The sequence below is a fragment of the Devosia naphthalenivorans genome, assembly GCF_003056355.1.
Taxonomy (GTDB): domain Bacteria; phylum Pseudomonadota; class Alphaproteobacteria; order Rhizobiales; family Devosiaceae; genus Devosia; species Devosia naphthalenivorans.
The window spans coordinates 53,983-79,688 of the sequence record NZ_PYVW01000001.1 but is presented as its reverse complement, the minus strand read 5'-3'; the positions used below and the strand labels follow the sequence as shown (position 1 = coordinate 79,688).

General features: G+C 61.6%; 23 protein-coding genes. 13 read left to right on the top strand and 10 right to left on the bottom strand.

The features are described 5' to 3' along the window. Positions 1-210 precede the first annotated feature (210 nt). The 10 genes from C8264_RS00450 to C8264_RS00410 all read left to right on the top strand — a co-directional run bounded on the left by C8264_RS00450 (position 211) and on the right by C8264_RS00410 (position 12,940). On the top strand, positions 211-2,337 hold the full coding sequence (locus tag C8264_RS00450; RefSeq protein WP_108458992.1) for a GumC family protein: 2,127 nt from the start codon (positions 211-213) through the stop codon (positions 2,335-2,337). 31 nt (positions 2,338-2,368) lie between these two features. Next, the gene (locus C8264_RS00445; protein WP_162783386.1) at positions 2,369-3,175 is read left to right on the top strand and encodes a WecB/TagA/CpsF family glycosyltransferase; all 807 of its coding nucleotides are present in this window, start codon (positions 2,369-2,371) and stop codon (positions 3,173-3,175) included. Beyond that, entirely contained in the window at positions 3,175-4,281 is a 1,107-nt protein-coding gene (locus C8264_RS00440; RefSeq protein WP_108458990.1) for a glycosyltransferase, read from the top strand. The genes C8264_RS00445 and C8264_RS00440 overlap by 1 nt, the downstream gene beginning before the upstream one ends. 45 nt (positions 4,282-4,326) lie before the next feature. Further along, positions 4,327-6,549 carry an acyltransferase family protein gene (locus C8264_RS00435; protein ID WP_108458989.1) on the top strand — a complete coding sequence of 741 codons (2,223 nt, stop codon included), beginning with the start codon at positions 4,327-4,329 and terminating at the stop codon, positions 6,547-6,549. A 41-nt stretch (positions 6,550-6,590) separates the two neighbouring features. Beyond that, complete coding sequence (locus tag C8264_RS22000) at positions 6,591-6,749, top strand: hypothetical protein (protein WP_162783385.1); 159 nt, start codon at positions 6,591-6,593, stop codon at positions 6,747-6,749. Between the two features lie 2 nt (positions 6,750-6,751). Continuing rightward, positions 6,752-8,083 (top strand): SGNH/GDSL hydrolase family protein, encoded by a 1,332-nt coding sequence (locus C8264_RS00430; protein WP_108458988.1) that lies wholly within the window; start codon positions 6,752-6,754, stop codon positions 8,081-8,083. 288 nt (positions 8,084-8,371) lie between these two features. Next, the gene (locus C8264_RS00425) at positions 8,372-9,355 is read left to right on the top strand and encodes an NAD-dependent epimerase/dehydratase family protein (RefSeq protein WP_108458987.1); all 984 of its coding nucleotides are present in this window, start codon (positions 8,372-8,374) and stop codon (positions 9,353-9,355) included. A gap of 29 nt (positions 9,356-9,384) precedes the next feature. Further along, entirely contained in the window at positions 9,385-10,572 is a 1,188-nt protein-coding gene (locus C8264_RS00420; protein WP_108458986.1) for a glycosyltransferase, read from the top strand. Beyond that, on the top strand, positions 10,569-11,699 hold the full coding sequence (locus C8264_RS00415; RefSeq protein WP_108458985.1) for a glycosyltransferase: 1,131 nt from the start codon (positions 10,569-10,571) through the stop codon (positions 11,697-11,699). Before C8264_RS00420 ends, C8264_RS00415 begins: the two co-directional genes overlap by 4 nt. Further along, positions 11,696-12,940: an O-antigen ligase family protein gene (locus tag C8264_RS00410; protein ID WP_108458984.1), complete on the top strand. Its 1,245-nt coding sequence runs from the start codon at positions 11,696-11,698 to the stop codon at positions 12,938-12,940. Before C8264_RS00415 ends, C8264_RS00410 begins: the two co-directional genes overlap by 4 nt. Before the next feature lie 4 nt (positions 12,941-12,944). Here C8264_RS00410 and C8264_RS00405 read toward each other — a convergent pair whose 3' ends face one another. Beyond that, entirely contained in the window at positions 12,945-13,208 is a 264-nt protein-coding gene (locus tag C8264_RS00405) for a spike base protein, RCAP_Rcc01079 family (RefSeq protein ID WP_108458983.1), read from the bottom strand. Between the two features lie 165 nt (positions 13,209-13,373). On the opposite strand from C8264_RS00405, the gene C8264_RS00400 reads away from it, so the two are divergent. Then, entirely contained in the window at positions 13,374-14,150 is a 777-nt protein-coding gene (locus C8264_RS00400) for an NAD kinase (protein WP_245892873.1), read from the top strand. Here C8264_RS00400 and C8264_RS00395 read toward each other — a convergent pair. The 4 genes from C8264_RS00395 to C8264_RS00385 all read right to left on the bottom strand — a co-directional run bounded on the left by C8264_RS00395 (position 14,147) and on the right by C8264_RS00385 (position 17,150). Then, entirely contained in the window at positions 14,147-15,355 is a 1,209-nt protein-coding gene (locus tag C8264_RS00395) for a DUF2336 domain-containing protein (protein WP_108458981.1), read from the bottom strand. The genes C8264_RS00400 and C8264_RS00395 overlap by 4 nt on opposite strands. Positions 15,356-15,427: 72 nt before the next feature. Then, a complete protein-coding gene (locus tag C8264_RS21995) occupies positions 15,428-15,598 on the bottom strand; it encodes a hypothetical protein (protein WP_162783384.1) in 171 nt (56 codons plus the stop codon). 107 nt (positions 15,599-15,705) lie between these two features. Then, the gene (locus C8264_RS00390) at positions 15,706-16,506 is read right to left on the bottom strand and encodes a transglycosylase SLT domain-containing protein (protein WP_108458980.1); all 801 of its coding nucleotides are present in this window, start codon (positions 16,504-16,506) and stop codon (positions 15,706-15,708) included. 59 nt (positions 16,507-16,565) lie between these two features. Next, on the bottom strand, positions 16,566-17,150 hold the full coding sequence (locus C8264_RS00385) for a nitroreductase family protein (protein WP_108458979.1): 585 nt from the start codon (positions 17,148-17,150) through the stop codon (positions 16,566-16,568). Positions 17,151-17,314: 164 nt separating this feature from the next. Between C8264_RS00385 and C8264_RS00380 the strand changes: the two genes are divergently transcribed. Both C8264_RS00380 and C8264_RS00375 read left to right on the top strand, forming a co-directional pair. Further along, positions 17,315-18,295 carry a hypothetical protein gene (locus C8264_RS00380; protein WP_108458978.1) on the top strand — a complete coding sequence of 327 codons (981 nt, stop codon included), beginning with the start codon at positions 17,315-17,317 and terminating at the stop codon, positions 18,293-18,295. A gap of 241 nt (positions 18,296-18,536) precedes the next feature. Beyond that, positions 18,537-20,360, top strand: a complete 1,824-nt coding sequence (locus C8264_RS00375) for a hypothetical protein (protein ID WP_108458977.1) — start codon at positions 18,537-18,539, stop codon at positions 20,358-20,360. 252 nt (positions 20,361-20,612) lie between these two features. Here the strand turns inward: C8264_RS00375 and C8264_RS00370 are convergent, their stop codons facing one another. The 5 genes from C8264_RS00370 to thrS are packed head-to-tail and all read right to left on the bottom strand — an operon-like array spanning position 20,613 to position 25,686. Beyond that, positions 20,613-22,004 carry a phosphohexomutase domain-containing protein gene (locus tag C8264_RS00370; RefSeq protein WP_281261431.1) on the bottom strand — a complete coding sequence of 464 codons (1,392 nt, stop codon included), beginning with the start codon at positions 22,002-22,004 and terminating at the stop codon, positions 20,613-20,615. A 31-nt stretch (positions 22,005-22,035) separates the two neighbouring features. Then, complete coding sequence (locus C8264_RS00365; protein WP_108458975.1) at positions 22,036-23,034, bottom strand: NAD-dependent epimerase/dehydratase family protein; 999 nt, start codon at positions 23,032-23,034, stop codon at positions 22,036-22,038. After that, positions 23,034-23,465 (bottom strand): alternative ribosome rescue aminoacyl-tRNA hydrolase ArfB, encoded by a 432-nt coding sequence (gene arfB, locus C8264_RS00360; RefSeq protein ID WP_108458974.1) that lies wholly within the window; start codon positions 23,463-23,465, stop codon positions 23,034-23,036. The genes C8264_RS00365 and arfB overlap by 1 nt, the downstream gene beginning before the upstream one ends. A 7-nt stretch (positions 23,466-23,472) precedes the next feature. Continuing rightward, a complete protein-coding gene (locus C8264_RS00355) occupies positions 23,473-23,703 on the bottom strand; it encodes a hypothetical protein (protein WP_108458973.1) in 231 nt (76 codons plus the stop codon). 3 nt (positions 23,704-23,706) lie between these two features. Then, positions 23,707-25,686 (bottom strand): threonine--tRNA ligase, encoded by a 1,980-nt coding sequence (thrS, locus tag C8264_RS00350; protein ID WP_108458972.1) that lies wholly within the window; start codon positions 25,684-25,686, stop codon positions 23,707-23,709. Between the last annotated feature and the right edge of the window lie 20 nt (positions 25,687-25,706).

Below are 25,706 nucleotides of genomic sequence, written 5' to 3'. Positions count from 1 at the left end.
CGCACCGTCGAAGATTTCCTCCACACGGCACTAAATCAAGCCAGACTCGAGCCCTGCAAAAAAGGGCTGGGAACAGTGATTTCGCCTTTTCGCTCTCTTCTCCATTGCCAAAGCATCTACATACGTTAAAACGCGCATAAGACGTGTTAAGTTTTTGTTAATGTAAGCTCTGGGGGCCATCGGTGCGTACAAGCCGGTGTGGGGCACTGTATGAAAGACGCAGAAATCGATCTGCGCCGTATCTTTGCGCTGATTTGGCGCAGAATACCGCTAATCTCGGCAATAGCCGCTGCGGTCGTGGCCGTCGCGATTGCGGCGATATTTGTACTTCCGCCGGTATATTCCGCAACCAGCCTGATTGTCTTTGATCCGATCCGCAAGGACCTGCTCGACCCGAGCGCTCAGTCCAGTTCCGGATCGGCCGACAATGCGCGGATCGAAAGTGAAGTCGAGCTCCTGCGCTCGGACTCCATCCTGCTCAAGGTCATCGCATCGCAAAATCTACTGCCAGAAGGCGACGCGGCGCCCGGTCTGCGGGCTCGCGTGCTGGCGGCAATTGGCCTCGCCAGCGCCGAGCAACCGCTTCCGGAACAGCGCCTCGGACAGGCGTTGGCGCAGCTACGGCGTTCGGTGCCCGTCCAGCGCCGCGGCTTGACATACCTGATCGCGGTCCAGGCACGCTCGAATGACCCAGTAAAGGCGGCCAAGCTGGCCAATGCCATCGCCCAGACCTACATCGACGATCAGGTGGCCTCCAAGGTGAACGCGATGCTGTCCTCGCGCGACGTATTGCAGGCCCGGCTGGCCGACGCGCGCGATGAGATCGTCGCATCCGAGGCCGCTTTCAACGCCTTCATGCAACAGAGCACCGCTCAGCTTGCCCATGGACCGGGCGGTGCCGACGTGCAGCGCCTGACTGGCGAGATCGACGCGCTAACCGTGGCACGCGACACGGCACGCCACCTGGCTGACACAGTGCAAACCAGCCTTTCCAGCATGAACTGGGATGGTCTCGCGACAGCCTTGGCGGCGGAAGATGCGACAGTCCTGAGCCAGCAACGTCTGGCGTTGGCTCAGCAGATCGCCAGCCTTGATGCCAATTCGCCCGCGGCGACCGACCTGCAGAACCAGTTGGCGAGCCTCGAACGGCAATTGCGGCAATCGGCAGATATCCAGCTTGCCAGCCTGCGCACCCATGTGGCCGATCTCGATACGCAGCGGCTCGCCCTCCAGGACGAATTGCGCACCGAAGTGATGGGCAGCGAGCTACCCGCCGACATTTTGACCGGGCTGTTCGATCTGCAAAGCAAGGCGGCCTTTGCACGCGAGCAATATCAGTTGTTGCTCTCCAGGTCGCTGCAACTCGAAAACAGGTCCAACCTGCAGGTCGCCGACAGCCGCATAGCATCGCCTGCCCTGCCGCCCTCATCCCACTCATTCCCCAATGCAACCATTTTCCTCGGCGCGGCCGTCCTGTTCGGCCTGGGGCTCGGCGTTTCGGTCAGCGCGGTATATGAAAGCGTCGTCGGCGGGTTCATGAGTCAGGAACAGCTCGAGGCCGCCCTGCGCACGCGTGTCGCCGCAACGATCCCACGCCTGAAGCTGCCGAACGGCAACGACACCTTGGCGGATCTGGTGATCACCGCGCCTCTGTCTCAGTTTTCCGAGGCCATGCGCAGAACCCAGATGACCATCGATCAGACGGTGCCAGAGGCTGACCACAAAGCGACTGGGCAGGCTCGGATCATCATGGTGACCTCGGCGGTGCCTTCTGAAGGCAAGTCGACCATAGCAATGGCCTTAGCGCGCTCATATGCCCTATCTGGCCGGCGCACATTGCTTATGGAATGCGATTTGCGCCAACCGTCACTGGGCCGGGAACTCGACGCCAAGCCCCAGGCCGGGCTGCTTGAAATCCTGACGTCTCGAAACGGATCAGTTACGCTTTCCGACTGCATACAGCATGAGCCCGATACCAAACTGTCACTGCTCCTCGGTCACCGCGGCACCGATCGGCCCACCGACACGCTGCTTGGGAGCGTGCAGTTCCAACGCCTGATCGAAGAAGCGGCAAAGACATTCGAAATCGTGGTCCTCGATACCCCACCTGTCGAGCCGGTCATCGATGCCCTCTACATGGCGCCGCTGGCGAACATCATAATCCTGGTGACCCGCTGGGGCAGCACCGCACAGCGCGAAAGCAATCGCGCCCTCGCCAGCCTGACGCAAGCCAAGAACTCAACCGGCCGCATCATCAGCGTGCTCAATGCCAAGGACCAGCCAAAGGCCAGCCACCGGCAACAATATAAGCGATATTATGATGCCGACTATGCGTGATTGGCCTGGAAGACCCGAGAAGAGTGATGGCATGAACCCGCAAAAGTTCGAAGTATTCGGCACCAGCGTTTCCTGCATTTCTGACAAGGATCTCGCTCGCTGCATAGAGCATTGGGCCGCCTCGCAAAGCGATATTGGACACGTCGTGTGTTTCAGCGACACCCACGGCCTAGTCAAGGCGCATGACGACCCCAGCATGGGCCAAGCTCTACGCACTGCTGATATCGTGGCCCCCGACGGACATCCGATAGCGTGGGTCGGGCGCCTCCTGTATGGCCTCTCGGCACGGCGACTCTGTGGCCCGGACTTCCTTGAATTTCTTGCCTCCCGGTCGGCGGATAACGGTCTCCGTCACTATCTCTTCGGCGGCAAGCCGGGGGTGGCCGATGAACTGGCCGCTACCCTGCAGCAGCGGCATCCTGGAATAAAAATCGTCGGCACGGACAGCCCGCCAATGGGTATTTCCTCGCCGCAAGACATCGAGCAGCAATTGGCATGCATGATTGCTGCAAAGCCCGACGTTGTCTGGATTGGTCTTGGTGCTCCCAAGCAGGAAATCTGGATGGCCCAGCATCGGCATCGCCTCGCGGGCATGACTCTCTGCGGCGTTGGGGCTGCCTTTGATTTCCAAACCGGGCGGGTTCGGCGTGCACCGGCTTGGATGCAGCGTTGCGGCCTCGAGTGGGCCCACCGCTGCTGTAGCGAACCCCGAAGGCTGGTGCCGCGCTATGCCAAAACCATTTGCCGCTTCGTGGTTCTTTTTGCCCGGCAATCCTGGCGAATGGCTCTTTCGGGCAAACTCCGGCCTGGCACCCCTCAAACCTCGCTGCGCACCTGATGCGCATCGCCATGTTTTTCTGGTCGCTGGAACTCGGCGGCGTCGAGCACATGATGGTCGAACTGTCGCGCGAGCTTGCGTTGCGCGGACATGACGTGACGCTCGTACTCGCCCGGGCACCTCAACCGCGCGAATACAATCCCGACCCGAGCGTGACGGTCGTTCGCCTCAACGCGGCAAGCACGGCCACCACAATACTCCGATTGGCAAACCATCTACGCACGGCACGTTACGATGTGCTCTATACCGCCATGCCGACCACCAATGTTGCGACCATAGCAGCCCTGCGGCTCTCCGGCGCCAAGACCAGGCTAGTCATATCCGAGCGCTCGAATCCAGCGCTGGAAGCGCAGCACTCCAAGACGTGGCGATATCGTTCGGCTTTTACCCTGCAGCCCCTGGTCTATCCTCTCGCTCACGCCATTGTCGCAGTATGCCGGGACCTCGCCGATGACCTGGCAAAGTTCGCCAGAATTCCACGAGAGACCATTCGCGTCATCTACAACCCGGCCTTTGATGACCGCGTATCCAGATCCAGCGAGGAAAGCACCCATCCGTGGTTGGACAGTAAAGACAGGCCGGTTGTGCTCGCCGCAGGGCGCCTGGTTGTCCAGAAGGACTGGCCCACGCTCCTGCGGGCGTTTGCACTTCTGCAGCACCAACGATCTGCCCGGCTCATCATCTTGGGCGATGGTCCCCTGCGCACCGAACTTGAACGGTTGATTTGGGGTTTGGGCCTGAACAATGACGTCGCTTTGTTGGGCTTCGTGCCGGAAATTGCACCTTACCTCGCCAAGGCCGACGTCTTTGCCCTCACCTCGATTTGGGAGGGCTTTGGAAATGTGCTGGTGCAGGCACTTGGTGCCGGGTGCAGCATCGTTTCGACCGATTGCCGCAACGGTCCGCGCGAGATCCTGGCCGATGGGGAGTTCGGCGCGCTGGTGCCGGTCGGCGATCATGCTTCATTGGCCGCAGCAATCAGGGACGTAATTGACCGCCCATTCGACCGCGCCCGCCAGATCGGGCGGGCGAGCATGTTCAGCGTGCAGAAATCTACCGATGCCTACGAGGCGCTTTTCGGCGATCTGCTCGCCCAGGCCTCCTGAGTGTCTGTTCTGCTAAAATTATCTCGCTTCAAAGTCGGGCCATACTTGTTCGGTCTCCTGGCCATGCTCGTGCCCGCCGCGATGCAGTTCGGGCTGTTCATCTTCCTGGCCCGAGTGTTGGGCGTCGGACAATATGGCCTTTACCTCGCCCTGCTGAGCTGGAGCCCGCTCTGTTTCGAACTGGTTGGCTGGGGCGCGGGTGAACACCTTCTGAGGCGCACCTCGCAGGATCGTGCCGCTTTTGCCGCCACGCGGGGACACATGCGCGCGGCCTTCTGGCTCAGCTTGCCGCTCGCCACGTTAGTTTTTGCAGCGCTCACCCTTGGAGCCGTGAGCCAGGCCTTGAGCTTCCTGGTGGTTGCGACCATCGGCCTGGCCGAGTTCGCCGGCTTGCGCTTGCTGGTCAACGCGGAGCAGATGTTCATCGCACTCGGACGCATGGGCGGGGCAAACTGGTTGCGCAGCTCTCAGGTCGCACCTCGCATTGCTGGCGTAGCGATCAGCTATCTCGCGCTCGGTGGAACAAGTTTTGAAGCGCTGGCACTGGGGGGATCACTTGGCATGCTGGCCGGCGGACTGGCCGCCGCATGGGCAACCAGAGCGCTGCCCATTGGGACCAGGCCAAACCTTCTGGCCGACGGTACGCGCCAAGGCACTTGGTTCATGGGCACCCAATTGGTACGCGCCGGCCAGCATAATATCGACCGCATTGTTCTGGCGCCCCTGGTCGATCCCGCCACGCTCGGGCTGTATGGCGCGGCACAACGTTTCATCCAGCTTGGCCTGCTGCCACTGCAATCCGTATTGCGTCTGACCTACCCCGGTTTCTTCAAGGCCGGAACGGGGGGCCTAGGCGCCACTTTGCGGTATGGTCTTGCCGTTTTGCCGCTGGCGCTTGCTGCCTCGGCAGTGACCGCCCTTGCCATCGCCGGCGCAGCATCCTGGCTGCCGCTGGTTGTTGGTCCCGAGTTCGAGCAATCAGTGATCTATCTGCTGTATCTGGCGCCGACACTTCCACTTTTTGCCATAAACGCCGTGCTATCCGATACGCTCTCAGGCGCTGGCTTCTTGCCCGTCCGCCTCGTGCTCACCACCATGGGCGTGATCGCACAAGCTCTCATGTTCTGGCTTTTGCACGATGGCCTCCAGATCGTGCTGGCGAGTTATGCTGGCATCGGTCTCTCGTGTGCATTGATGGGCGGCGCTGTCATGCTGCTTCGCCGAAGCGAGGTCCTCAAGACCAGGGCAAACCCGCCAACGCACCGGTTAGTTTGGCTCGACGTAGCCAAGGGGCTGGGCATAATCCTCGTTGTGGTGGGGCACGTGCTGCTCCTCTCCGAGGCACCCGTTGCAAGCGGGGCTGCCGAGTTGATCTACCTGTTCCACATGCCGCTGTTCTTCCTGTTGGCTGGAGTGACCCTTTCGGCACAACCGACAGGCGCCTTCGCGGTTCGAAAGCTCATCCGCCTGGGGCTCCCCTATGTGTTCTTTATCGCGCTGCTTGGCTTGCCAGCGCTGGTCGTGACCTGCGGGTTCGGCACTCCATTGCCTAATCTCGGCATTGATCGCTGCAGCGTCATGCCTTTCAAGCTCCTCCTCGGCGGCAGCACACTGGGCGGCATCTTCGGCGTATTCTGGTTCATTCCCTGCCTGCTCTTGGCACTGATCCTGGTGCAATTCGTCATCGCCCTCTGCAGGGGGCGAAACTGGCGCCAGAAGGCTGCTGTGTTCGCCTTGCTGGTAACCACCGGATACGCGCTGCCTCACCTCATGCCCGGTTCAACGGCTCTGCTCGCACTAGGCACAGCACCCATGGCAGCGGCGTTTATCCTGCTGGGTCAGGTGTTTGCCCAGAGGCTTCCGTCCCATATTGTGCTTGTCCTCTCCATCTGCGGCCTTCTAGTAGCTATCGGACTCCTCATGCCCATGCCGTTCGACATGAAGATTGGTGGTTACGGACCGCCAATCCTTGGGCTTGCCACCGCGATGGCGCTCTCTTGCCTGCTAATGCAGTTGAGCAAGCGCCTTGAGCACTGGCTATCCATCGCGTCGCCCCTGCAGGCGCTTGGGCAAAGAACACTGACCATTCTCTATCTCCATCAAGCCGTGCACCTCGGACTACGCCAGCTTGGCGTGCAGCAGGACGCGTTGCTTATTTTCCTGTCACTTGGCGTTCCGCTGCTGTTCCACCAGTCCATCCGCCGTCTGCTGAAGCTGGCCGAGGCAGGATTAGTCCCCTACTTGTCCCCGAAATCCCCCACCGTCTGAGCACCACCCATATTGGCGATCATCATTTTGGGAGATTGCCGATGCTGGCGCTTGGTTTGAACTTGGGAATTACACTGTCCAGTGTGCCCGCCATTGGCGGGAACGGACTACCGTCGCTTCCCCATGGCTGGGCATTTCTGACGCTGGATGGCGTCTATGTCCTGTTCGAAGGCAGCTACCTCTTGGCGGAGGCAAACTGATCATGGCCACCATCGATCTCTCACAAGTCGGACCGCAGCAGGCGGCCTTCTTTGCCACTTTGGGCCAAGCGTACCCCCTGCCCGCCAACACGGCGCAATACCCGCTCTCTGCCGGTCAATTCTACGGGCAAGTCGCCACCAATTGCCGGCTCGTCAATGCCAAGGCCGGAACCAACAAGGGCATCAGCGCTCGCAATCATCACCGGGCCCGCGGAGCGATCACCGAGATCGCCATGGTTCTACCCAACTGGTATGTCGAACGCTCGGCCAGCAAGCTGGAATATCCCAACAATGCCGGCGCAATCTGTGCAGCTTCGGTTGAATATCCCGCAGGCACATTCCACCGCCTGAACTTCGACGGGGCAGTTCGCGAACTGATCCCGGGCGGCAGCTATCGTGTGTCCGCTTTCGTGTCCGTGTCCATTCCCGACAATGCCGAGTTCTGGGCCAATATCTGGCTGTCCGCCGCCACGAGCATCGTGTTCTTCAACGGCAGCACCGGTCAGGTGGCTGCGAACGGCGAAAAGGGCACGGTGTCGACCGGCGATGTCACGGATTACACCATGGCAAGTCACACCGGCACTGCCCAGAGCTATGGCGTCTGGCCACTCGCGCTGATTGGCAGAACAAGCAGCAAGGCCACAGCCATCCTGTCCGACAGCGTGGGCGAAGGCGTGGGTGATGCCAGTGACATCACCGATCACGTCGGCATGTTGGCCCGCTTCATTGGACCCGCCTGCCCCTATATCAATCTTTCCCAGAGTGGCGATCGGCTGGAGCTGCTGCTGCAAAGCCCTTCGAGGCGCCTGGCGCTCCTGACTTACGCCCGCAACGCCGTCCTTGGCATGGGTGTCAACGACATCGGCGCAGGCCGGAGCCTGGAGCAGATCAAGGCTGACATGATCGAATTGTGGAGCAAGGCGAGCGCTCGTATCTCAGCAGGCGGAAGGTTGTTTCAAACCACGATCACGCCAAGCACCACCAGCACGGACAGCTTCGCGACACTTGCCAACCAGGCACCGGCAAACAACTTCTCCACCGCGGGCAATGGCACACGCGAACAGCTCAATGACTGGTTACGGGATGGCGCTCCAATCCAGGGTGCCGCTGCAGCGGAGATCGGCACCGCAGAAGCCTTGCGCGCCGGCGACGGATCGCACCCGCTCCATGCCATTCTGGACATGGCGGACGCGGTCGAAAGCGCCCGCAACTCCGGAAAGTGGCGCGTGGACGGTACGGCTTTCAAATGGACGATCGACGGCATCCATCCCAGCAATTACGCCCACATGCAGGCTGCCACGGCCGCCGCTCCCTATCTTGCCCTCTTTGCATAAGTCTTCCGGATAATCCGGCCGCGGTAGCGTAAACCGTTCAGATCGAAAAATGCGTCGGCAGAGTGCCACCAGCACTCGCCTACGTACTTCACCTATGTTAATGCGTTTGCTTAGCCATGCCCCAAGAGCCAAAGCAACGCTTCGGAACGACCTGAAATCAATTCGGGCGCCAACATATCCTTCAGGCCAAATCCTGGCCCTACATCTTTGGCGTCTTTCTGCCCTGATCGGCCAGGAGATGCCCAGCTGTAGTTTGCGCCCAGCGCATTATCTTGAAGTGAGGCTCTCTTGGTAGGGACTGCTCTTGTTTGCGGCGCTGGTGGTTTCATCGGCAGCCATTTGGTGAAACGGCTCAAAGACGAAGGCTTTTGGGTCAGAGGCGTAGACCTCAGCCTGCCCGCCTACTCCTCTAGTCCTGCGGATGATTTCGTGGTCGCAGACCTGCGCGAGCGCGACGTCGTTGAGGCCGTGATCGACCGCCCATTCGACGAAATATACCAGCTTGCCGCCGACATGGGCGGCGCCGGCTACATCTTCACCGGCGAGCATGATGCCGACATCATGCATAATTCCGCCGCCATAAACCTTAACGTCACCAGCGTGGCGCAACGGCGCGGAATAGCGCGCATCTTCTATTCATCGTCGGCCTGCATCTATCCGGCCCACAATCAGCTCGATCCCGACAATCCACTCTGCGTTGAGGATTCCGCCTATCCTGCTGCTCCCGATAGCGAATATGGCTGGGAGAAGCTGTTCTCCGAGCGCCTGTTCCTCGCCTACAACCGCAACTACGGCATGCAGAACCGCATAGCCCGCTACCACAATGTCTTCGGTCCCGAAGGCACATGGACTGGCGGCAAGGAGAAGGCGCCAGCCGCCATTTGTCGCAAGGTCGCAATGGCCGCAAACCACGGCACCATCGACATCTGGGGCGATGGTCAGCAAACCCGCTCGTTCCTCTATGTCGATGAATGTCTGGAGGGCACTACGCGGTTGCTGCGTTCCTCATTCGAAGGACCGGTAAACATCGGCTCGGAAGAAATGGTCAGCATCAATCAACTGGTTGACCTCGTTGCCGATATCGCGGGCAAGACCATTCACAAGAACCACATCGCCGGCCCTTTGGGCGTGCGCGGACGCAACTCGGACAACACACTGGTCGGAGAGCAGCTAGGCTGGAAACCGAGCCAGACGCTCCGTGCCGGACTCGAAAAAACCTTCGCCTGGATCGAAAGCCAGGTGGACGCCGCCCCGGCCAAAGCAGCCGAATAACTTCTGCTGGGTTTCTCGGGGATGTGGCCATGAACATACTTTTTGCAACAACAAGCCTGCCGCATGGCCAGACAACGGGTGGCGAAATCGCCAGCCAGGCCTTTGTCGACGCCATGCGCAAAACGGGCCATTTCGTCCAGGTGTTTGGCTTCGCACGCGACTTCAGTCCGCCTCCTCGAGGTTCGGTCAGCGTCGAACTCCGCGCCGTTGAAACTGCCTCCGCCGGTCTCGCGAAATATATTTGGCTGGGCCGATCCCTGCTCACCGGCCGCCCATATGTATGCGAGAAGTTTCGCGCCCACCGCTATCTGGACCTGCTCCGGCGAGCCACGCGGCTGGGCAAGGCCGATGTTCTGGTCATCGATCATGCCCAGATGGGATGGCTACTGCCACTTGCGCGCCGCCTTGCAAAGTCCGTGATCCTTGTCGCGCATAACCATGAAGCGCCGCTCTATGCGGCCGAGGCCGCGAACGAAACCCGGCCCCTCCAGCGCCTGATGCTCAAGCGTGACAGCCATCTGCTGGCTCATCTGGAGCCTCTACTAGCTCGCGCCGCCGACCAGGTCTGGACGCTCAGCCAGAACGAGCAAACAGCCTTCAGCATCATGGGCGGTGAAAGCAAGACAAGCCTCATGCCGTTGGCCGGCCGCTCCATATCGCCCAAGGACGGTCTCATCTCCCCAAGCTTCGACATCGGTCTGCTGGGAACCTGGGCCTGGGACGTAAACGGCCGCGGCCTCAAGTGGTTTATCGACAAGGTCGTCCCGCTCTTGCCCGATCACGTCACCATATGTGTGGCCGGCCGCGGCTCCGAACGGGTCAACAATATCCACCCGAACGTCACCGGCTTGGGCTACATCGAAGATCCCGTCAGCTTCATGCATCAGGCCCGCGTTCTGGCGATTCCAGCGGTGGCCGGTGCCGGCGTGCAACTCAAGACCATCGAAGCGATAGCTTCGGGGACACCGACTGTCAGCACAACCCTAGGCGTACGCGGCCTCGATGACCTGCCCGCCAACGTCGCGATTGCAGACGCCCCGGAGCAGTTCACCGAAGCCTTGCTGCGCCAGATGCTCTCCGCACCAAACAACGACGCAGCCCAAGCCTGGGCATCCGATCGGCAGGCCCGTTTCGAAAGTTTGGTGGCCGCTCAACTTGGCAGGCTCGATGCTGCGCCAGCAAGCGCAACGCCAAGCTACGAGAGTGCCTTAGCGTGATACCCAGACGCGCCCTCGTGTTCACCGAGACCGCTCTGGCGCTGTCGGAGACCTTCATTGCCGCACATTGCCGCGCGCTGCAGGGTTACGACTACACCCTCATCGCGCTACACAGCAGCGGCGATAACCATGCCGACGTGCCACGGCACCTGATATTTCCACACGGCAGGCCGAGTGCCGTTTCCCGGCTGGCGTTCCGGCTCGGCCTCAGCCGCCGCATCGATGATCTGATCGCCAGGATACAGCCAGACATCATCCACGCCCATTATCTCACCAATGGCGCGTTCCTCGCGCCCTATGCCAAGCGGCATGGCATTCCGCTTGTCGTCACGGCACATGGGCACGATGCAACGCGTGTCCTGCGCGCCAACTCAGCGTACGACCAGCTCTATCGCCTGCAACGCGCCAGGTTGATCCGCAACGCTGCATTGATCCTGCCGGTCTCGAACTTCTTACGCGAACAGCTGCTGGCTCGAGGCTTTCCGCCCACCAGAACGCGCACGCACTATCTCGGCATACCGCTCACCAACGATCCGCCTGTCGATGCAGGGACCAACCCACCGCGCATCGTCTTTGCCGGTCGCCTCGTTGCCAAAAAGGGTATCAACACCGTGCTTGAGGCATTCGCCCTGGTGCTTCGCACCAACCCGGATGCGGAACTACACATCGTCGGCGACGGTCCTCTGCGCCCTCTGGTCGAAGCCCGGGCGATCCAGACGCCCCGGATCATCATCCATGGCGCACAATCGCCGGAGCGCACTCAACAAATCATGGCCAGCGCCCGGTTGGCGACACTGCCAAGCCGGCCGGCACAGGACGGCGACGTCGAGGGCTTCGGCCTCGTGCTGATCGAAGCACAGGCGCTCGGCGTTCCGGTCGTGACCTCCAAAACGGGCGGCACCGCCGAAGCCGTAGTGAACGGCGAAACAGGCTTCACCGTTGACCCTACCAGCAGCGCAGAACTCGCCCAAGCCTTCCTCGAGCTAATCGACAACCCTGCTCGCGCTCGCTCAATGGGCTTGACCGCCCATCGCTTCGTGCGGGAAAATTTCGATATCCGCCGCCAGTCCCTAGCGCTAGAGCAGTTCTATGATAAGGTCATCCAAACGCGCGAAGCCGCTGCATGACCGAAGCAATCTCCCTTCCTCCTGCGGCTGGCCGAACGGTTGACCAGGATCTTTTGATGCTGTTGGACCACGCCCTGCCCGTGGTCCTGATCATCAAATTGAGCGGCGCCTGGTACCACCCCGGGCTTCTGCCCAACGATACAGTTCCCGGCATCGCGCTCCTCAATGCGCTATTCCTCGCCTTCTGCCTTTACGGCACCGTGCGGCTCCTGCTCACCCACGCCATCGAAACAATCTTCGCCGAGCCTGCCTATCTGGCCCTGCTGGTGCTCGCAGCAATCGGGATCACCCTCTCGGTATCCTCACCCAACAGCTTGGGCATGGTCCGCACGGCCGCGCTGTTTTTCGGCTCCTGCGTCTTCCTGCGCTACAGGTTCTCGCCATATTACCTGATGCGCCTGTTTGTAGCGGTAATGGGCGCCGTGATGCTGCTCTCGCTCTTGACGGCGTTGGCCACGCCGGTCGGCATCATGCACGGTTTTGATGCGGGTCGCTGGCGCGGCATATTCAACCACAAGAATTCGCTAGGCGAAGCCGCCGCAATCACACTGATTGTGGGCGGCGGGCTCTTCGCTGCAAACATCCTGCGCACCTATTGGCTGGTGTCCGTTGTCGTGGTCACCTTCGTTTGCCTCATCATGTCCGGTTCCGCGACCGCCCTTGCGGCTGCCGCCGTGGGCAGTTTGGTGTTCGCAACCGCACTGTTGATCGTTCGCCTGCAGGTAATACGGCAGCAGGGGCTCTGGTTGCTGCTTGCCCTGATCACGCTCCTGGCCATCGGCGGCTATGCCAGCACGGGTCTGATCGCAGCCGCGTTGGGCCGCGATCTGACCTTCACCAGCCGTACCGAAATCTGGCAGCAGTTTCTCTACTTTGCAGATCAGCGTCCATGGGCCGGCTGGGGCTGGGCCACGATCTCGACAACCGATCAGATGCTGCCGATCATCCGCCAGACGCTGGGCCTGCCCTATATCCAGACGCCGCATAGCGGTTATCTGTCCCTGCTTGTAGAGTTGGGCTATCCAGGCCTCTTGGCCTTTGCAGCCTGGCTCTCCCACATCATCTTCATGACGTGCAGGCGAGCCATTCTGGGGCGAAGCCGCGCCGCCTTGATCAGGCTAGCAGTCGCCTGCGCCCTGATCGTGCATAGCCTCTTCGAAAGTACGTCGGGCGCCCTGCCCTCGCTTTGGTTGCTGCTGCTTTTCGCCGTCGGTCCGCGCATCACTATCCGCTGGCACTAGCCAGCTACAACATCACGACCAAGTCTGTGGCCGTCGTGCCCGTGCTGAGAACCTGCTGGGTCCGCACCGGCAGGATCGAGCCTCCCACGAGCCCGGCAAAAACAGCGGTATTACCCGCGGCATCGATCAACCGGATAGTGCCTGCCCCGCCCACATAGATGGCCCTCGAAACTTCCGGCAAGGCGACACTGTCGCTGGGTTCGATGTTGCGGCAAAAGCTCGCCGGATCATCGAGCGAGCCGGCATATCCGGCAAATGGATCGGTCATTTGGTTCTTTCCCTGGTTGCGATAGCCAGCCAGTCTAGGACGCTAAGCCCGAACGGGGATAAGCAGGACATCTCCTCCTTCGGATTGGCCCTGCATAAGAATGCATATCTTCTGGCTCCAAACCGTACGTCATGGTACGCAAGCCCGATCATGTGGGAGACGAGCGTGTCCAGCCAAAGCACTGAACGCATTTGCTTCGTCACCAACGATACTCATGAAGCCAATGTCGCGGCCCATCGCCTGCGCGAGCGCTATGGCCACTACAATCTCGATACCGCCAATGTCGTTGTTGCCTTGGGCGGTGACGGCCTCATGCTGCAAACCCTGCATAAGGTCATGCGCAGCGGCACGCCGGTTTACGGCATGAACTTCGGCTCGGTCGGCTTCATGATGAACAACTTCTCCGAAGATGATCTCGTCGCCCGCCTTGAGGTCGTGCAGCGCACGCGGATCTATCCGCTATCGATGACTGTTTTCGATACCACCGGCAATACGAAGATGGCCCTGGCGCTCAACGAGGTTTCGCTGTTCCGCGCCACCTACCAGGCCGCCAAAATCCAGATCGTGGTCGATGGCGAAACGCGGCTTGAGGAGCTTATCTGCGATGGCGTCCTGCTATCGACGCCAGCCGGATCAACCGCTTACAATTTGTCGGCACACGGCCCCATCCTGCCCATCGAAGCTGAACTGCTTGCGCTCACGCCGATCTCGCCATTCCGCCCGCGGCGCTGGCGCGGCGCCATCCTGTCCAACCGGGCAGTCGTCAAGTTCATCACGCGCGAGGCCAACAAGCGTCCGGTCAGCGCAGTTGCCGACAATGTCGAATTTCATAACGTGCTCGAAGTAACCATCAGCGAAGATCGCAGCCAGGGTGTGACCCTGCTATTTGATCCCGGCACGAGCCTCGAAGAGCGCGTGCTCAGCGAACAGTTCCGCTTTTAAGCTGCCGTCAGTGCCAGCTGTGGCTCGACCCGGGAACCCGGCAGCGCAATTTGCCGCGGCGTGTCCTCGGCGAACGCGGCCATCACCCCACGCGCAGCCTTGCGGGCCAGCAGGATGTTCTGCTCGCTAAGATAAGCGAAGGCCTCTTCCAGCTCCTCTGGAATCGCGCCCTCATGCTCCGCAATCAGCTCTTCGGTGAGCACTGTCACTACATAGTGCCGCGCTCCCGCATCGTCAGCAAGATCCGTCGAACGAGCCAGCATGACGATGCGCGTCAGCAGGTCCCGCACGCCGTTCGCCAACCCGCAGCGCGCCAGCAGCGCACCGAGCGACGCCCGGCTGCCGCTTTCGAGCAGCGCAAAAACCTTGCTGCGGGGGGACTGGGACAATTCGGCGACGCAATCAGCAAAGAACATCACATGCCCGGTCACCACTGCATGCAGCAACACCCGCGTATTGAGGCGCTCATTGCCAACAAGATCGGACACAAATTCCGGCGACGTGCGGATCGCCTCACGCTCCCCGATTGCGGCGACCGCCGTGTCGGTGCTGTCGCGCAGCAGGCGCCCCAGCCGCTCGGACGAAAGCGACCCCCTCACCACGCGGCACTCACGCAGCGCAGCGGTAATCTTGTGAATCAGGTGCAGGCGGCCCGAAGCGGGCAGATCTTTGCGGGCCAGCAACGCGCCACGGCCTTGCGGGTCATCGCCCAGCGCTTCGCAGAGTTCTCCCAGCAGCCGATCGCCTAGCGCAATCTCGTGCCGGCGGAGCAATCGCAGTGTGAGTTGGAACTCCTGCCGTCCAATCAGCGCGGCAGCCAGCCTTGGGCTCAGTTTGGCCCGCTGGCTGATCGCGAGCAGGATCGCCGTATCGGGGGTGCTCGTAACCAGGCCCATGAGGTCCGCGTCGATCAGCACCGGGGAGTATTGCAACACGGCGCGAGCAATGACCGGGCTGTCATGCATCAGCGCCAGCATGATCGGGCGCGGCGCATCAGAGGAATGGAGCAAGCCATAGGCAAGCGCGGCGCGCACTTTGACGGAAGGATCATCGAGGAAGCCGATCAGCGCAGCATAGAGCGCCGCGTGTTCGTCGGCAGGACCGTGATGATTCAGATAGGCTAAGGCTGAGAGATGGGCAGCGCTGCCGCGCTCTTCACTGTCGGGCGACTGAGACAGCGACAGAAACTCTTGATACCCAACCATTCCATTCTCCGCACACCTGCGCGGAACAGCCTACAGGCCAAGAATTAAGGAACGGTTCACCATAATTTCAGCCTAGAACAGCGGGGCGAGCAGACCGAAGAGGTGCGCTGCAAACAAGACGAGGGCCGCGACAATCAGCCAAGCGCCCAGAGCCGCTCCGAGCACGACCCAGCCACGCGGAATTGGCCAGACCCCCTGCGCATCCGACTTCGTACTTATCTGGGCTACACCTGCATGCTTCATGCCGCATCCTCCCGCCTTCGCTCTATAGAGAGCTAAACGCCTTAACAGCGTATTATTTCCCTCTCCCGCATTTGAGCCGTTCACGATTTCCACTCAACATGCAGATCTCACTGTGCATAAAGCTGGGTGAAGAAGGGACCGCTAGCGTTCTGCGGCGCCGGATCACCGGCTTCTGCTTCGTTCTTGAATAGCCCCGTGAAGGACATGTTGGCCGGCGAAAAGCGCGACGGCACCACGGGCACCGGCTCGGGTGGCGCGGTTCCGGCCAGCTGCTGGGCGGCGAAACCGGCATTGCTGTCCCCAGTCTCATGCTTGGCAACGAGCACCCGGTAAACCTCGCGTATCGTGCGTGGCTCGCCGTTGGAATAAAAGATCGTCCGGTTGGAGTTGGCTTGCCGGGGAAACAGATCCGCGGCGATCTGGTCAGGGTTCTGCAGTCCCGCATTAAACATGCGCTCCGCCCCCTGCGCCCCAAGGAAGTGCGCGATGTAGAGCTCGCCAGCACTTGGCATTCGCCCAAACCGCTGCCGCAGATAGTCGCCATTGGATTTGGTGAAAGCTCCCGCCAGATCCGCGGCAATCTGCGGGTCCTCACGCAGCTTCAGGATTTCCGCTTTCCGCGCCGGATCACTGACCACGAAATCGCCTTCGCCGGTGCGCTGGATACTCTGCGCTATGTCGCCATAACCCAGCCGCGACCCGTGCTCTTTCATCACCTGCAACCAGGTGCCTTCGAGGAACTGGAACAAGCCGACAGCCGAGGAAGTCTGGGCCTTTGCGCCCGGATTGAGGCTGCTTTCGCGCACCGCTGTTTGCAGCAGATAATCGAAATCGACGCCATTCCGTTCGCCGGCGGCGTTCAGCATGTAGGCCAGGCTTTGTGGCACGGAGATTGGCTGAACGCCCATGCGCGAGAGGAATCCCTAAACTGATCGGCATATGATGCCGCGGATCGGTTAACCTCCCGTTAACCCTGATCGCACCATCGGGTGACGATGCTTTCGAGGTCGGGACGTGGCCGATCCTCGATGGTGGCGGTGGGGGTTCCGATATGGATAAACCCTACGAATTGCTCATCTTTTCGCGCTCCGAGCATGGCGGCGGCCTCAGCGTCGAAGGCGTACCAGCGGGTGACCCAGGAAGCGGCGAAGCCCAGTGCGTGGGCGGCGTGGAGCAGGTTGAAGGCCACGTTGCCGGCCGACAGGAGTTGCTCCAACTGGGGCACTTTCGGGTGCGGCTGGGGGGAAGAAATCACCCCGATTGTGAGAGGCGCGGGCAGGAATCGCTTGCGTTCTGCTCCGAGACTGCTCGCATCCAGCTTCGGGTTTGCTTGCTCCATGATGCGTGCAAGCTTCTCGCCTGCCTTGGCCCGATCCTCGCCTTCGATGATGACGAGGCGCCAGGGCGTGATCTTGCCATGATCGGGCACGCGCGTCCCGATGCGCAAAATCTGCTCAAGCTCGTCGGGCGTCGGTCCGGGCTCGCCGAGAAAGGCGATACCCACCGAACGCCGGGTCAGCAAATAGTCGCGCAGTTCTGGAATGGCAGGCATGATCAGGGCTCCATCTGTCGCGTGCGGTCGAGCGGGGCGAACACGAATAATTTGTCCACGCGGCGCAATGCACTGTTTTCAACGTGCCTGCTCTGTGACACAGCTTTTCCCCATTCGCCACCTACCAACGCAATGCCGATCGAGCCGTAGCGGCAGGAGACTACATGCGCGTGCGACAAATTCTGAGCTTGTTGCTTGCCCTTGCCATGCTTGCCCCCGTTCCCGCCGTCCTTGTTCCAGCGCCCGCCATGGCGCAGGAGGCAGACGACGTCATGCCGCCCATGCCGCGCCCGCGCCCGGATCGCGATAGCCAGCCTCCTGCACGTTCGGCCTCCGGCGAAGCCTCTAACCCGGCCAGCGAAGCCATTGCATCCCTGACTTCGGCGCCCCAGCCGGTGCAGCTGTCCGCGCGGATCACCCAGGAGGGCGCGCCCATACCCGATGGGCTGGTCTGGCGCATCTTCGATACCACACCCGATGCCAGTGGCGAATTGGCGCTGGTCGCCAAATCCGAGGGTGGCGCGGCCGATGTCGAGCTGCCGCCCGGGGAATACGTCGTGCACGTAGCCTATGGCCGGGCGCAGACCAGCGAAACCATGTCCGTCGCCCAGGGGCCGAACGAAAAGAGCTTCGTGATCGAAGCCGGCGCGCTGCGCCTCAATTCGGCGGTGACCGGCGATGTAGCCATTCCAGCGACATTGCTGACATTCGATATTTTTACCGGCGGCGACGACGCCAGCCGAACCCCGATTGCAGAAGGCCTGCGCGCCAATGAGATCGTGACCCTCAATGCCGGCACCTATCACATCGTCTCCAATTTCGGCGTCATCAATGCCGTCGTCCGCGCCGATTTGCGCGTCGAGCCCGGCCAGTTGACGGACGCAACGCTCTACCATCATGCGGCGCAAGTCTCGTTCAAGCTGGTGTCCGAAGCCGGTGGCGAGGCGATTGCCGACGTCGAATGGACGGTGAAAACCACCGATGGCGAGACTATATTCACCGATCTGGGCGCTTTCCCGTCGACGGTGCTGGCGGAGGGCGACTATTTGATCCTCGCCAAGCTCGGCGAGCAGGTCTTCAACCGTGAGTTCCAGGTCCAGCCCGGCGCCTTGGTCGAAATCGAAGTGCTCACGGCCGCATTCTAAAGCCGGTCGTAGTTTACCAGTAGACCTCATCCTGAGCGTGTCGAAGGACGAGGCCGTGGCACCCACGCCTCCACTCGCTCACCCTCGTGGTTCGACAGGCTCACCATGAGGGCTCCGGCCCTCTTCACTTACGGTCCACCAACTCCACATGCCCTAGTTGACCCTCCTGCACGCTCTTTGCTCTTGCTGCAAGCTGGCCGATGGCCCAGATTGCGCCAACAATCGCGGGAGACTTTATCTGATGCTCGTCAGCACTTTGAACAACCGGCGCCTGGCAGCGCTCGCCACGGCCTGCCTCCTCAGCGTTGCCCTGCCTGCCCTGCCGGCCTGGGCACAAAAGACCAAGACCAAGGACGCAGCCCCGGCTCAATCGAGCACGTCCGAAGCGGACAGCGCTGCTGCCAGTGAACCGGAATTTACCATCGACATCCCCACGATCGATGCGACGGGTTCAAGCCTCGATGAACAAACGCTGCGCGACATCTTCAGCGGCAATGTCGTCGACCATGCCGAAACGCTTGCCAGCCTGACGGCATCCAGCATCACGATCCCCCAGATCAACGTCACCGGATCGTCCACGATCGATGACGAGAAAACCGAAATCAACGTGACCTTCAGCGACATCGTTTTGAGCGACGTCACCGATGGCACGGCCGCATCGGTCACCCTGGGCGGGGTCACCACCGATAGCGAGGAAGTCAATGCGGCCTTCGGGGCCATTTCCGCCTCCAACTTCGACATCGGCGGCGTGCTGGCCCTTTATGGCCTGGTCGACGGCGGCGGGCAAACCGAGCTGGAAACCATCTACACCGATTTCGCCTTTGAAGGCGGTACCGTTACCAGCCCCGAGGTGAATTGCACCATCGGCGCTGCCGAGACTGCCGAATTCAAGGCCCGGCCGCTCAACTATTCCTTCGCCGACATCATGGCGCTTTCCGAAGCGCTGGACGACTCCGAGGGAGAAACACCCGACCCCGAGGTCACGGGCGATGCCTTGCGGATGTATGTCGATCTGTTGACCGCATTCGAAACTTCGCCGGTCAGCTTCGATGGCTTTGATTGCTCGGGCGTGGACGACGAGGATCGGGCCATCGCGTTCAGCATTGCCGGCATGTCCATGGATGGCATGAGGCCAGGCTACTATCCCGCCTATACAATCGACGGGCTGGATATCACCATGGAGGACGATGGCAGCGTCAGCGTCGGCAGCGTGACATTCAAGGGCATGGACCTGTCCGGCCCCATTGCCACCATCCAGTCTGCTCCTGCGGCCATCGACGAAACCTGGTTCAACGACAACGCCCGCCTGCTTGTCCCAGCGTTCGAAGGGTTCTCATTCAGCGACGTTGCAGTTGACGTTCCCGATCCCGAAGCGCCGAGCGAGCGTATCGTCGGTAGCATTGGCGCGTTCGATCTGACGCTGGGCGAATATTTGAACGGCTTGCCGACCAGTATCAGCACCACGGCATCCAACATCGTCGCCGATATTCCCGCCGACACCCAGGACGAGCAGCTGGCGCAGCTGCAGGCTCTTGGCGTGACTTCGCTCGATCTGGGTTTTGCCCTCAAGGCCAGCTGGAACGAAGCCGAGGACCAGATCGATCTAACCGAGTTTTCGGTGTCCGGCGCAGATCTGGCGACGGTCAAGCTGGCGGGCACCATTGCCAATGCCACCGAAGCGCTGTTCGGCCTTGATACCGATGCGGCACTCGCCGCGGCCATGGGCATGGCCATCGCCAATCTCAACCTCGATGTAACCGATCAGGGCCTGTCCGATATCATCCTGGCCAGCGTTGCAGCCGAACAGGGGAGCGACCCGGCCACCATGCGCCCGGTTTTCGCAGGGCTCGCGGAAGGCACCATCGTGGGCGTCCTTGCCGGGGCAGCTGAAGCCCAGAAGGTGGGCGCGGCGATCAACAGCTTCGTCAGCGGCAAGGCCAAGCAGCTCAACATCGAGATGGTGGCAAAGGAACAGCCGGGCCTCAGCTTCGCCGACTTCGCAGCCGCCGAATCCATGCCCGCCGTGCTGATCGGCAAAGTCACGATCAACGCCACCGCGAAATAACGAAAGGGGCCGCAGCGATGCGGCCCTTTTTTGTAGGGGGTGACTGGTTGTCCCCAATGTATCCCACCCCACAACGTCATCCCCGCCTTGAGCGGGGATCCCACTTTTGTGCCTCAGGGAAGTGAGATTCCCGCCTGCGCGGGAATGACGCGGGGAAATTGGAGGGCTTGGTGCCACGACCTCGTCCCTCGACAGGCTCGGGATGAGGTCTATTCAGGGCATCCGATCCTGCGGCGCTAGTGCCGAGAAAGCCTAGCCCGCCATTTCCTTGGCCGCCACCGCCATGCCCCAATTCAGTAGGGCCCGTGCCGTCTCGGGCGTGTCGCCCTCCACATAGCAGCGCAGTTCGGGCGCATTACCGGAGGCGCGGAAATGGACCATGTTGCCGGCGGCGGTGCGGAATTGCAGGCCGTCGACTTGCGAGAGGCCGGCGATGCCATGCGGCCCGAACAATGTCTCGGCATAATCCCGATCGGTGGCCAGCCGGTGCAGGAAGGCTCCGCTGCGCTCGCTCGGCACGTTCTGCAGGCGGTCGGCAAGCGCATGTTGCAGTGGCAGCGTCTCGATCAGGTCGGCAATAGCCAGTCCCTTTTCTGCCGCCAGGCCGAGCACGCACAATAGCGGCAGCACGGCATCGCGCGTGGGCAGCGGCGGCAAGGGTGCACCCCGCACGGAAATGCCATAGCCAACGAAGGTGCCGCCATTGGCTTCAAAGCCCACGACCCCGTCGTCGGCCTCGTCCATTGCGGCAACCACATAGGGCGAACCCACCCGGGTGCGGACTACGCTCCCGAAATAGCCGGTGCGCTCGATTGCGGAGTTTGAAGTTACCGGCGTCACCACCGTTCGGGCGCCGAGAAACTGCGCTGCAAGCAGCCCCAGCACGTCGCCGCGCACGAAATTGCCCTTGGCGTCCATCAGCAAGGGGCGGTCGCCGTCGCCGTCGGCGGACACGATGGCGTCGAGCTTCTCGCCGGCAACCCAACCCGACAGCGGCGCGAACACCTCGTCGCCGAACGCCTCGGTATCCACCGCCACGAAACCATCGATGCGGCCCAGGCTGACCACCTCGGCGCCGGCCCGGCGCATGATGCGGGTCAACAGATCCCGCGCCACAGTGGAATGCTCGAAGACGCCGATCCGCTGGCCGGCCAGCGCTCGGTCCGGCAGCAGCTCGGCAAAGCGCTGGAAATAGCGCTCGGTGGCAGCATCGGCCTCATCGGCGATGGCAATTTCGCGGTCAGCCACCGGCTCATCCGTCAGGCCCGCGACAATGCCGGCCTCATCGGCTTTGCTGATCTCTCCCACCGGCAGGTAGAATTTGAGCCCGTTGCGATCGACCGGAATATGGCTGCCCGTCACCATGATCGCGGCGCAGCCGGCAGCCATGGCGTGATAGGCCAGCGCGGGCGTCGGGATGGTGCCGCAATCCACGGGCTCCAGCCCGAACTGTGCGATGGCAATTGCGCAGTCGCGCGCTATCTGTGGGCTGGAGGGCCGGAAGTCGCGGCCGAGGAACACCTTGCCGCCGCCAAGCGCATTGAGGCTTTGCAGGTGGCGCAGGAAGGCTGCCGTATACCGGCGCGCCGCCTGCCCTTCCAGCTCGACGGCCAATCCGCGGAGCCCACTCGTTCCAAACTTCAAGCTCGACTGAGACAATCCAAAATCCTCTGGTCTATTTCTGATAGTGCCCGCGATACCATTCGACGAACCGCCCGACGCCGTCTTCGACCTGGGTATGGTGCATCGGGCCGATCAGTTCGGTGAGCAATCTGGTATCCGATTGCGTCGCAACCACGTCGCCCGGCTGAACAGGAAGCATATTCAGCTGCGCCGACATGCCAGTGGCGCGCTCGACGGCGCGCATGAAATCAATGAGTTCGAGGGGCTCGCCCGCCGCCACGTTGAGGCTGCGGAACGGGGCGACGCCCGACAGGCTATCATGGGGCAGCTTCTCGCCCATCACCGGCGGCCTGGCACCGATCCGGATGAGCGCGTCCACGACATCATCCACAAAGCTGAAATCGCGCTGCATCTTGCCGTGCCCATAAACATCGATGGGGCGCCCGGCCAGCATCGCCTCGACGAACTTGAACAGCGCCATGTCCGGCCGGCCCCACGGCCCGTAAACCGTGAAGAACCGCACGCAGGTGGATGGCAATTGCCAGAGATGGGCATGGGCATGCACCATGGCTTCGCCCGCCTTCTTGGTGGCCGCGTAAAGCGAAACCGGCTGGTCGGCCGCATCGGTTTCGGCGAACGGCATCTGGGTGTTGCCGCCATAGACCGAGCTGGTCGAGGCGAAGATCAAGTGTCGCGGCGGATGCTGGCGCAGGGCTTCCAGCAGGTTGGCAGTGCCGACAAGGTTGGATTGCACATAGCTTTGCGGATGCTCGATGCTGTAGCGAACCCCCGCCTGTGCGGCGAGGTGCACGACGATGTCGGCCTGGGCGTTGGCAAGAGCTGAAGTCAACGTTTCGGCATCCTCTAGCCGCGCCTCGATGGGCGTGAAGCGGGCATGTTCCCCCAGCAGCGCCAGCCGGGTCCGCTTGAGCGAAACATCGTAATAATCGGTGACCGCATCGTAACCGGTGACATCGTGCCCATCGGCCAGCAAGCGCCGCGCCAGGTGGAAACCGATAAAGCCGGCGGTGCCGGTCACGAGAAAGCGCATCACTCGCTCTCCGGGCGCACATTGCGCAATTGCTTGACGGTGGAGCGAATGGACTTGCCTTCGAGCCGCCGCTTCTTGGAGGCGAGCGTTGGCCGCGTTGCGACACGCGGCTTGGGCACGTGGGCGCCTTCCGCCAGCAAAGCAACCAGCCGGGCCTGTGCTTCGGTCCGGTTCATCGGCTGGTCGCGGTGGGTGTTGGCCGTCAGCACGATTACCCCATCCTTGGTCAGCCGCTTGCCGGCAATCGCTGCAACCCGCCGCTTCATCGCCTCGGGAATGGAAGGGGAATTGAGCAGATCAAAGCGCAATTGCACCGCGCTCGACACCTTGTTGACGTTCTGCCCACCCGGCCCGGTCCCCCGCACGAAAGTCTCCTCGATCTCTGATGGATCGATGGAGATCGTGCGGGTTATGGGTATCCGGTCGGCCATGTCAGCCCTATCGTCGCAAGCGACCCGCGAAGATGATCTCGCCTTCGTGGATCGTCAGGCCCTTGATGGTTGCCCGGTATTTTCCCGGCAGCCCTTCGGCCTCAACCACCCAGCCCTTCTTGAGCATACCGGCGAAAACCTTTTCGCCGATATCCTTGAAGTCGCCGGGCCCGAGCGCGTTTTCCTCACCCAGATGGGTGAGGGCCTTGATTTCGCGATTGGACGGACGCTGCGGCATGGCTCAGGCGGCCTTCGCCTTGAGATCGGGCGCGGTGGCTTCGCTCATCAGGGACACCAGCGCATCCATGAATGGCTCCACCTTCTGACCCTCGGTGCCGAGACGGCGCACCGATACGGTGCCCTCCTCGGCCTCGCGGCGGCCGACCACGAACATCAACGGGGTCTTGCCCACCGAGTGCTCGCGCACCTTGTAGTTGATCTTCTCGTTGCGGGTGTCGATCTCGGCGCGAATGCCGGCGGCCTTGAGTTGGCGCACCAGCTTTTCGGCGTACTCATCCGCTTCGGACACGATGGTGGCTACGACGACTTGCGTCGGCGCCAGCCACATCGGCATCTTGCCGGCATAGTTCTCGATCATCATGCCGATGAAGCGCTCGAGCGAGCCAAGGATCGCGCGGTGCAGCATCACGGCATATTTGCGGCTGCCGTCCTCGGCCACATAAGTCGCGTCTAGCCGCTCGGGCAGCACGTAATCGAGCTGCAGCGTGCCGACCTGCCAGGAGCGGCCGATGGCGTCCTTGAGGTGGAACTCCAGCTTGGGTGCATAGAACGCCCCCTCGCCTTCCGCGATTTCGAAGTCGTAGCCGGTTGCACGCAGGGCATCGCCCAGCGCCTTCTCGGCCGCGTCCCAGCGCTCGATGGTGCCGCCGAATTTCTCGGGACGCGTTGCGAGCTTGATGACGACGTTCTCGAAGCCCATGTGCCCATAGACCGAATAAAGCAGGTGTACGAAGTGCTCGGTCTCGCTCTGGATCTGGTCTTCGCGGCAGAAGATGTGCGCGTCGTCCTGGGTCATCTGGCGCACGCGCATCAGCCCGTGCAGCGCGCCGTGTGCCTCGTTGCGGTGGCAGCAGCCGAATTCGGCCATGCGCAGCGGCAGGTCGCGGTAACTCTTGATGCCCTGGTTGAAGATCTGCACGTGGGCCGGGCAGTTCATCGGCTTGAGCGCCATGAGGTCGCCCTTGCCCGACAGCACCGGACCTTCGTCTTCCGTACCCGGCACTTCGTCGGGTACCACGAACATATTCTCGCGATACTTGCCCCAGTGGCCCGACTGCTCCCAGAACTTTGAGCTCATCAGCTGTGGGGTTTTGACCTCCACATAGCCGGACTCGTTCAGGCGGCGGCGGATATAAGCCTCCATCTGATTGTACAGCACATAGCCCTTCGGATGCCAGAACACCGACCCCTGCGCCTCTGGCTGGAAGTGGTAAAGGTCCATCTCCTGCCCAATCTTGCGGTGGTCGCGCTTTTCCGCCTCTTCCACCATGTGGAGATAGGCGTCGAGCTCTTCCCTGGTCGCAAAGGCCGTGCCGTAGATGCGGCTCAGCACCGGATTGTTGCTGTCGCCGCGCCAATAGGCGCCCGCCACCTTGGTCAGCTTGAAGGCCGAGCCAACATCCTTGACGGTGCGCATATGTGGGCCGCGGCAAAGGTCGATCCATTGACCCTGCTTGTACATCCTGAGCGACTGGTCGGCCGGAATGGCATCCACCAGTTCGACCTTGAATTCCTCGCCCTTGGTGCGGAAGAAATCCTTGGCCTGGTCGCGCGTCCAGATTTCCTTGGTAAAGGCCGCACCGCGATCGATGATCTCAGCCATCTTCTTTTCGATGGCCGGGAAATCCTCTTCCGAGAACGGCTCGTCGCGCTTGAAGTCGTAATAGAAGCCGTTCTCGATCACCGGACCGATCGTCACCTGCGTGCCGGGCCATAGCTCCTGCACGGCTTCCGCGAGCACGTGCGCCGCATCGTGGCGGATCAGCTCCAGCACATCCTTGGAGCCGCTGTCGCGCGTCACGAACTCGATCCGGCCATCGGCCTCCAGCGCATCGCTGAGGTCGCTGAGCACGCCGTTCCAGCGCATCGCGACCGTCTTCTTGGCCAGCGACTTGGAGATGCCTTCGACGATGGTGGTCCCGGTGGTGCCACGCGGATAGTCGCGAGCTGCACCGTCGGGAAATGTCACCTTGATCGTCATTTTGGGATCTCCAGAAATAG